Annotated in this window: 4 protein-coding genes and 1 pseudogene; 4 read left to right on the top strand and 1 reads right to left on the bottom strand. The window is 72.8% G+C overall.

Features of this window, described 5'->3' with window-relative positions:
• Positions 1 to 17 precede the first annotated feature (17 nt).
• Positions 18 to 563, bottom strand: a pseudogene (locus ACIQOV_RS14125) (oxidoreductase); the annotation flags it as partial.
• 216 nt (positions 564 to 779) lie between these two features.
• Between ACIQOV_RS14125 and ACIQOV_RS14120 the strand changes: the two are divergent.
• From ACIQOV_RS14120 to nhaA, 4 genes are all read left to right on the top strand, one after another.
• Positions 780 to 1,787 carry an ATP-binding protein gene (locus ACIQOV_RS14120; RefSeq protein ID WP_401048448.1) on the top strand — a complete coding sequence of 336 codons (1,008 nt, stop codon included), beginning with the start codon at positions 780 to 782 and terminating at the stop codon, positions 1,785 to 1,787.
• 489 nt (positions 1,788 to 2,276) lie between these two features.
• Positions 2,277 to 4,709: a SulP family inorganic anion transporter gene (locus ACIQOV_RS14115; protein WP_401048447.1), complete on the top strand. Its 2,433-nt coding sequence runs from the start codon at positions 2,277 to 2,279 to the stop codon at positions 4,707 to 4,709.
• A gap of 241 nt (positions 4,710 to 4,950) precedes the next feature.
• The gene (acs, locus tag ACIQOV_RS14110; RefSeq protein ID WP_401048445.1) at positions 4,951 to 6,915 is read left to right on the top strand and encodes an acetate--CoA ligase; all 1,965 of its coding nucleotides are present in this window, start codon (positions 4,951 to 4,953) and stop codon (positions 6,913 to 6,915) included.
• A 475-nt stretch (positions 6,916 to 7,390) separates the two neighbouring features.
• Positions 7,391 to 8,797, top strand: a complete 1,407-nt coding sequence (gene nhaA, locus ACIQOV_RS14105; protein WP_401048444.1) for a Na+/H+ antiporter NhaA — start codon at positions 7,391 to 7,393, stop codon at positions 8,795 to 8,797.
• Positions 8,798 to 9,039 lie beyond the last annotated feature (242 nt).

Raw genomic sequence — 9,039 nt, 5'->3', positions numbered from 1 at the left:
CCGCTTCACCCCGCACGCGCCACCAGCAGCCGGGAGAGCTGGTCGAGCCGGGCCGCGACCTCCTCCGCGCCCGGGGCGGGCGGCAGCACGGGCAACGGCCCGTCCACGGCGTCGACCTCGACGCTCTCCACCGGCTCCAGCTCCAGCGGGAACAGCTCCTCGGCGCCCTCGCCGGCCCGTCGCGGGCGCCCCGCCGCCGGATCGCCGTCGCCCGCCGCGAGCAGGTGCAGCCGGGCCAGCACCTGGAGCGGCGAGTGCCGCCAGATGCTGAGCAGCTGGCCGGCCTCGGCGGCGATCCGCAGGGCCGCCCCGACCGTCCGGGCTTCGGGGTCCGCGCCGAAGTCGCTGCGGCGGCGGACCTCCTCCAGCGGCCAGTCGGCCCCGGCCAGGGCCGCCGACGCGCGGGCGCCGCGCAGCGCGGATTCGGAGGTGACCTCGGCCGCCCGGCGGCGCATCACCCGGTGGCCGTAGAGGCGGTCGACGGCCTTGCGCACCTCGGCCACCGCGTCGGGCACCCCGGGGAGCTGGGCCAGCGGGGCGAGGGGATCAGTTCCAGTGCTCACCTACCCGAGAGTAATGAACGGGCCGCCCCTCCCGGAACAGCAACCCCGCATCACCCATTAGAGGCAATCCTCACTTCCCGCCCGCGACGGAACCCAAACCCCGGCTAGCATGGCCACTATCGGAGACGATAACGATTTCCAACTAGGGGTCGCGGCGCGCGCACCCCGGGCAGGCGGCCCGCAGCGAGGGCCCTGAGCGAGAGCCGGAGTCCCCAGATGAAGATCGCCTTCGTCGGCAAGGGCGGCAGCGGGAAGACCACGCTGTCCGCGCTGTTCATCCGCCACCTGGCGGCCATGGGCCGGCCGGTCGTCGCCGTGGACGCCGACATCAACCAGCACCTCGGCCCCGCCCTGGGGCTGACCGACGATCAGGCCGCGGAACTGCCCCCGCTGGGCGGACACCTGCCGGAGATCAAGGAGTACCTGCGCGGCAGCAACCCGCTGATCCGCTCCTCCGACGAGATGATCAAAACCACGCCGCCCGGACGCGGTTCGCGGCTGCTGCGCATCGTCGAGGAGAACCCGGTCTACGCCTCCTGCGCCCGCCCGATCGCGCTGGACGAGGGCTCGGTACGGCTGCTGGCGACCGGCGCGTTCACCGAGGAGGACCTCGGGGTGGCCTGCTACCACTCCAAGGTCGGCGCGGTGGAGCTGCTGCTCAACCACCTGCTGGACGGCCCCGGCGAGTACCTCGTGACCGACATGACCGCGGGCTCGGACTCCTTCGCCTCCGGCCTGTTCACCCGCTTCGACCTGACCTTCCTGGTCGCCGAGCCGACCCGCAAGGGCGTCTCCGTCTACCGCCAGTACCGGGACTACGCCCGCGACTTCGGCGTGCAGCTGCGAGTGGTCGGCAACAAGGTGCAGGGCCCGGACGACCTGGCCTTCCTGCGCCGCGAGGTCGGCGCCGACCTGCTCACCACCTTCGGGCAGTCGGACTGGGTGCGCCGTCTGGAGCAGGGTGCCGAACCGCCGCTGAAGACCCTGGAGCCGGCCAACCGGGCCGTGCTGGAGGAGCTGCGGTTCGAGGCCGACGCGGCGTACGGGCGGCGGGACGCGCGCCGCTACACCGAGCAGGCGGTGCTCTTCCACCGCCGCAACGCGGAGAGTTGGGCCAACTCCAAGGTCGGCATCGACCTCGCGACACAGGTGGACGAGGAGTTCGTCCTCGGCGGGTTCGCGGACGACGGCGGGCGCACGGCCCCGGCGGGCGCCCACGTCTGACCCGCACCACCACAGCCGAACGGGCCACGGCCTCCCCATCCCGGGAGGCCGCGGCCCGTTCGCCGTGCGTGCTCCTGCTCCGGGACCGCTCCCGACCCCGGCCCCGCTCCCGTCGCCGGTCCCCGGCCGGCTGGTGCCACGACCCCTGCCACCAGCAGATTCCCGACCGTTCGGCCACCACCCATTGGGGTGAATCAGGGGGTTTTCCGCTTCCCTCCCGGAACCACGCTGTGCAAAGCTTTCATTACCCTCGGTTTACCGAGTCTTGATGGTTCGCCCGGCGGCCCCCGGTGAGACGTCCCGCACCTCGCCCGGAGCCCTGACGGGCCTGATGGTCAACGCCGGCCGGTGACACCCGCACTCCCCCGCCGCGCCCACGCCATCCCGCCACACCGTCGCGACCCACGACAGCCGATCCGCCCCGGAGCCCCACCCCGGACTCACCGCCGGACCTGACTGCGTTCGCTCCCCCGGACAGACGGGAAGACAATGACCCTCGACATCTCCAGCGCCCCCATCGCCTCCGACACCACCGACCACGCGCCGCCGGGCCCGGCCCCCCGGATCCGGTGGGCCCAGGACCTCTCCGCGTCCCTCGTGGTCTTCCTCATCGCCGTGCCGTTCTCCCTCGGCATCGCGCTCGCCACCGGCGCCCCGCTCACCGCCGGCCTGGCCGCCGCGGCCGTGGGCGGGATCGTGGTCGGGCTGTTCGGCGGCACACCGCTCCAGGTCAGCGGCCCCTCGGCGGCGCTGACGGTGATCACCGCCGGGCTGATCGCCCGGTACGGCTGGCAGGCCACCTGTGCCATCACCGTCGCCGCCGGCCTGCTCCAACTCCTCCTCGGCGCACGTCGGGTGGCCCGGACGGCGCTCGCCGTCTCGCCCGCGATCGTGCACGGCATGCTGGCCGGGGTCGGGATCACCATCGCGATCGCGCAGCTCCACGTCGTCCTCGGCGGCTCCCCGCAGAGCTCCGCGATCGCCAACGTCCTGGCCCTTCCAGGCCAGTTGTCCGGCCCGCACCCGGCCGCGGTGCTGGCCGGCACGGTGACCGTCGCCGTCCTGGTCGGCTGGCCCCGGCTCGGCCGACTCCCCGGTCGTGCCGGCGAGTTCGGCGCCCGGCTGACCAAGGTGCCCGGCCCGCTGGCCGGGGTCGCGCTGGCCACCGCCCTCGTCCTCGCCCTGGACCTGCGGCTCGCCCACATCGAGCTGCCCGCCTGGCGCCCGCAGTCGCTCCTGCCCGCGCTTCCGCACGGCCCGGTCCTCGGGTTGCTCGCCGCCGTCCTCACCGTCACCGCCGTGGCCAGCGTGGAGTCGCTGCTGTCCGCCGTCGCGATCGACCGGATGTCCCGGCGCACCGGCGACCTCGACCGCGAACTGCGCGGCCAGGGCCTCGCCAACCTGGTGAGCGGCCTGGTCGGCGGGCTGCCGGTCGCCGGGGGCGCGGTGCGCGGCACCGCCAACGTGCGGGCCGGTGGCCGGACCAGGTGGGCTTCGGTGCTGCACGGCGTCTGGGTGCTGGCCGCCGCGCTGGCGCTGACCGGCGGTCTGCGCCACATCCCGCTGGCCGCGCTCGCCGCGCTGGTGCTGGTGGTGGGGCTGCAGATGGTGAGCTTCGCGCACATCCGCAGGGTGCACCGGCACCGCGAGTTCCCCGTCTACCTGATCACCGTGCTCGGCGTGGTGGCCGCCGGCGTGCTGTGGGGCGTCGCGATCGGCGCCGGCGCCGCCGTACTGCTCGCGCTCTACCGGCTGACCCGCGCCCACGTGGACGTGGAGACCGGCCCCGACGGGACGGTCACCGTCCGGACGCACGGCCCGCTCACCTTCACCGCCGTGCCCCGGCTCAGCCGGGCGCTGGCCGGCATCCCCGCCGGGGCCGAGGTCACGGTGATCCACGACGGCTCCTTCCTGGACCACGCCGCGTACGAGACGCTGCACACCTGGCGGGCCGCGCACCAGGACGCGGGCGGCCGGGTCTCGATGGCGACGCGCCGCCAGGACGACGAAGTGCTGGACCCGGACGGCACCGTGCGCGCGGGCAGTTCACCGGGCCCGCACCGGTGCCGGGCCTGGACGCCCTGGGTCGGCCACCACTGCATCGATCAGCAGGAGGACCCGCACGGCCGACTGCTGGACGGCGTCCGGGTGTTCCAGCTGCACACCGCCCCGCTGATCAGGCCGGAACTCGCCCGGCTGGCCCGCGAGGGGCAGGCGCCCTCCCAGCTCTTCCTGACCTGCGCGGACTCCCGGATGGTCACCAGCATGATCACCAACAGCGGCCCGGGCGACCTGTTCACCGTGCGCAACGTGGGCAACCTGGTGCCGGCCCCGCACGAACCCGGAGCGGCCGACGACTCGGTGGCCGCCGCGGTGCAGTACGCGGTCGAGGTGCTGGAGGTCCGATCGATCACGGTCTGCGGCCACTCCGGCTGCGGCGCGATGAAGGCCCTGCTGGACGGCGTGCACGAGCGCCCCGGGCCGCCCACCCCCCTGGCCCGCTGGTTGCGCAACGGCCGCGGCTCGCTGGACCGGCTCCGACGCGTCCCGGCGGAGTTCGCCGCCCGGCCGGCCGTGGACGTCGTGGAGCAGCTCTGCATCACCAACGTGGTCCAGCAGCTGGACCAGTTGATGGCGAACCCGGCGGTGGAGCGCCGGGTCGAGGAGGGCACCCTGCGACTGGTCGGGATGTACTTCGACTTCGCGACGGCCCAGGCCTATGTCCTGGACCGGGCCGCCGGGACGTTCAGCCCGATCGAGGCCCGCACCGGCAATCGCACGAACGGAATCGAACACCACGCCGAGAACCCCACCGGGACCGGCTCCGAGGACCGGCCGGACACAGCATCGGCCGAACGGGTGAATGCGGATGATCGGCTTCCGGCCGGGGACGGCGGGGAGGGCCCCCGACTGGCCGCCTGAGAGCCGGGTCCGTGTCCCGCCGGGCGGGCCGGGGCACGGGCCCACCCACCCCCGAACGGCCGTCCGGTCCTCCGCGATGAATCGGACCGGAACCTGGCCGGCCATCGATCAAAGGTCTACACCAATTCCCAGGAGCCTCTTGTCAACTGCCCCGTTCGCCTGGTGAGCTGTGCGCTGGGACACACGGGACAATCCCCACGCACGGGAACGCCCCCGATCATGACTCGATGAGGAGTGCGCGTTGAGCAACGAGAGCCTGGCCAACCTGCTCAAGGAGGAGCGGCGCTTCGCCCCGCCGACAGAGCTCGCCGCAGCCGCCAACGTCACCGCGGCCGCGTACGCGCAGGCCTCCGAGGACCGTCTGGGCTTCTGGGCCGAGCAGGCCCGTCGCCTCACCTGGGCCGTCGAGCCGACCGAGACCCTCGACTGGTCCAACCCTCCCTTCGCCAAGTGGTTCGCCGACGGCAAGCTCAATGTCGCGTACAACTGCGTCGACCGCCACGTGGAGAACGGCCTGGGCGACCGGGTCGCGATCCACTTCGAGGGCGAGCCCGGCGACGGCCGTTCGATCACCTACGCCCAGCTCAAGGACGAGGTCTCGCAGGCGGCCAACGCACTGCTGGAGCTCGGTGTCCGCAAGGGCGACCGGGTCGCCGTCTACCTGCCGATGATCGCCGAGGCGGTCGTCGCGATGCTCGCCTGCGCCCGGATCGGCGCCACCCACTCGGTGGTCTTCGGCGGATTCTCCTCCGACGCCGTCGCCTCCCGCATCCAGGACGCCCAGGCCAAGCTCGTCATCACCGCCGACGGCGGCTACCGCCGGGGCAAGCCCTCCGCCCTGAAGCCGGCCATCGACGAGGCGCTCACCAAGGTCGACGGCGTCGAGCACGTCCTGGTGGTCCGCCGCACCGAGCAGGACGTCCCGTGGACCGAGGGCCGCGACGTCTGGTGGCACGAGATCACCGCGCGCCAGTCCACCGAGCACACCCCCGAGGCGCACGACGCCGAGCACCCGCTGTTCATCCTCTACACCTCGGGCACCACCGGTAAGCCCAAGGGCATCCTGCACACCTCGGGCGGCTACCTCACCCAGGCCAGCTACACCCACCACGCGGTCTTCGACCTCAAGCCGGAGACCGACGTCTACTGGTGCACCGCCGACATCGGCTGGGTCACCGGCCACTCGTACATCGTCTACGGCCCGCTCTCCAACGGCGCCACCCAGGTCATCTACGAGGGCACCCCGGACACCCCGCACCAGGGCCGGTTCTGGGAGATCGTCCAGAAGTACGGCGTGACCATCCTCTACACCGCGCCGACCGCGATCCGCACCTTCATGAAGTGGGGCGACGACATCCCCGCGAAGTTCGACCTGTCCTCGCTGCGGGTGCTGGGCAGCGTCGGCGAGCCGATCAACCCCGAGGCCTGGGTCTGGTACCGCGAGCACATCGGCGGCGGCACCTGTCCGATCGTGGACACCTGGTGGCAGACCGAGACGGGCGCCATCATGATCAGCCCGCTGCCGGGCGTCACCGAGACCAAGCCGGGCTCGGCCCAGCGCGGCCTGCCGGGCATCGCGGCCACCGTGGTGGACGACAACGCCGTCGAGGTGCCGAACGGCTCCGGCGGCTACCTGGTGCTCACCGAGCCGTGGCCGTCCATGCTCCGCACCATCTGGGGCGACGACCAGCGCTACATCGACACCTACTGGTCGCGCTTCGAGGGCCGCTACTTCGCCGGTGACGGCGCCAAGAAGGACGAGGACGGGGACATCTGGCTGCTCGGCCGGGTGGACGACGTCATGCTCGTCTCGGGCCACAACATCTCCACCACCGAGGTCGAGTCGGCCCTGGTCGGCCACCCCTCGGTGGCCGAGTCCGCCGTGGTCGGCGCGACCGACGCCACCACCGGCCAGGCCATCGTCGCCTTCGTGATCCTGCGCGGCGGCGTCACCGAGAGCCCCGAGCTGGTCGAGGAGCTGCGGGCGCACGTCGGCCGCACGCTCGGCCCGATCGCCAAGCCGAAGCAGATCAAGGTGGTCGGCGAGCTGCCGAAGACCCGCTCCGGCAAGATCATGCGCCGCCTGCTGCGTGACATCGCCGAGGGCCGCGAGGTCGGCGACACCACCACCCTGGCCGACAGCACGGTGATGAGCCAGATCCAGGCCCAGCTGCCGCCCTCCGACAACAGCAACGGCAACGGCTGAGCCCATGACAACGGCTGAGCCCACGGCGCCGGCAACCGCCGAGCGCCACTGAGACGACGACTGTGCCCCGGGCGGTGATCACCGCCCGGGGCACAGTCGTCCCATCAGTCACCCGTTCGGACAGCGGGGCCCACCCGGGTATCCCGCCGCCTTCTCCCAGCGGCCCGGCCGCCGTCCGGTGCCGAGCCGCCGTTCGAGCACGGGGCCGCCCGTCGGGTACGCGGCCACCGTTCCGCGTACGGGCCGCCGTTCCGCGTACGGGCCGCTGCTCCTCCGGAGTGCGAAACCAGCCCGCAGGGATTAAGTCCTTTGTTAGGACAATCCGGATGTCACCCAAACGTCCCGCTAGACTATTAAGGACGCATCAAGATCCCTTGACGGGAGTCGCGGGCGTCACAGGGCGCGCCGGGAAGTCTGGTCGGCAACTGCACCACACGTGCATCCATTTGCCGCTTCCAGCCCCAGGAGGTCCCGCGTGACCGACCAGCCGCCCGTCCATGAGCCGACGACCCGCCGCCGGCAGTTCCTCGGCCGGCTGTCACTGCCCGAGCGCACCTTCATCACCGACGCCCTGCGCACCGAGACGGTCGGCGGCATGCTGCTGCTGGGCGCCGCCGTCGTCGCACTGATCTGGGCCAACGCGTGGCCGCAGGCCTACCAGAGCGTGCTCGACTACACCGTCGGCCCCTCCGCCCCGCTCCACCTGAACCTCTCCCTGGCCACCTGGGCCAAGGACGGCCTGCTGGCGATCTTCTTCTTCGTCGCCGGGATCGAGCTCAAACGCGAGTTCGTCGCGGGTGAGCTGCGCACGCCCAGTGCCGCGCTGCTGCCCGTGGTCGCCGCCGTCTGCGGGGTGGCGCTGCCCGCGATCCTCTTCGCCCTGGTGAACTCCGGCAGCGGCGGGCATCCCAGTGGCTGGGCGATCCCGACCGCCACCGACATCGCCTTCGCACTCGGTGTGCTGGCCGTGGTCGGCAGCCACCTGCCGTCCCCGCTGCGCGCCTTCCTGCTCACCCTGGCGGTGGTCGACGACCTGATCGCGATCCTGATCATCGCGATCTTCTACAGCCACGGCATCAAGTTCTGGGCGCTCGGCCTCGCCTTCGTCGGGCTGGCGCTGTTCTGGTTCCTGCACCGGCGCGGCGTCCACGGCTGGTACCTCTTCGTGCCGCTGGCCTTCGTGACCTGGGCGCTGATGCACGAGAGCGGCATCCACGCCACGGTGGCGGGTGTCGCGATGGGCCTGATGCTGCGCTGCCACCGGGAGGGCGACGAGCAGCACTCCCCCGGCGAGCACATCGAGCACCTGGTCCGCCCGCTCTCGGCCGGCCTCGCCGTCCCGCTGTTCGCGCTGTTCTCGGCCGGGGTGGCCGTCTCCGGCCCGAAACTGCGCGAGGTGTTCACCCAGGCCGCCCCGTTGGGCATCGTGATCGGCCTGCTGGTCGGCAAGTCGGTGGGCGTGTTCGGCGGGGCCTGGCTGACCGCCCGGTTCACCAGGGCCGAGCTGAACCCGCGGCTCAAGTGGGCCGACATGGTCGCGGTCTCGGTGCTCGCGGGCATAGGTTTCACCGTCTCGCTGCTGATCAGCGAGCTGGCCTTCCCGGACGACCCTGCGCTCGCCGCCCGGGCCAAGACGGCGGTGCTGGTGGGCTCGGTGCTCGCCGCGGTCGTCGCCACGGTTCTGCTGAAGCTGCGCAACCGGCACTACCGAGAGCTGTGCGAGGAGGAGGACCGGGACGTGGACGGGGACGGCATCCCCGACATCTACCAGGAGGACGACCCGGCCTGGCAGGCCAGGGTCGGCGAGTCGCCCCGCCCGGCGGCCGGTGAGGAAGGCGACCCAGGCCCCGGCCGCCAGGGCCGGCCCGGCCACACCGACTGAGACGCCCCGGCTGAAGCCCTGACCGAAGCCCTGCCCGACGCCCCGGCTGGGGCGCCCCGGCGGAAGCCCCCGACCGAGGCCTCCCGGCCGGGGCCCCGGAAGGCTCTTCGGCCGGCACCCGGAGGACCGGGGCGGGGGAACGGTCCGGCGGGCCCGACCGAGGCACCCGAGGACCGGGGACGACGACCTCCGGCAGGCCCCGGCGGAGGCGCCCGGAGCACCCCCGCCGCCGGGACACATCC

Source organism: Kitasatospora sp. NPDC091257 (assembly GCF_044757675.1).
GTDB lineage: Bacteria > Actinomycetota > Actinomycetes > Streptomycetales > Streptomycetaceae > Kitasatospora > Kitasatospora lactacystinica.
This window is presented reverse-complemented; position numbering and strand designations above follow the sequence as displayed.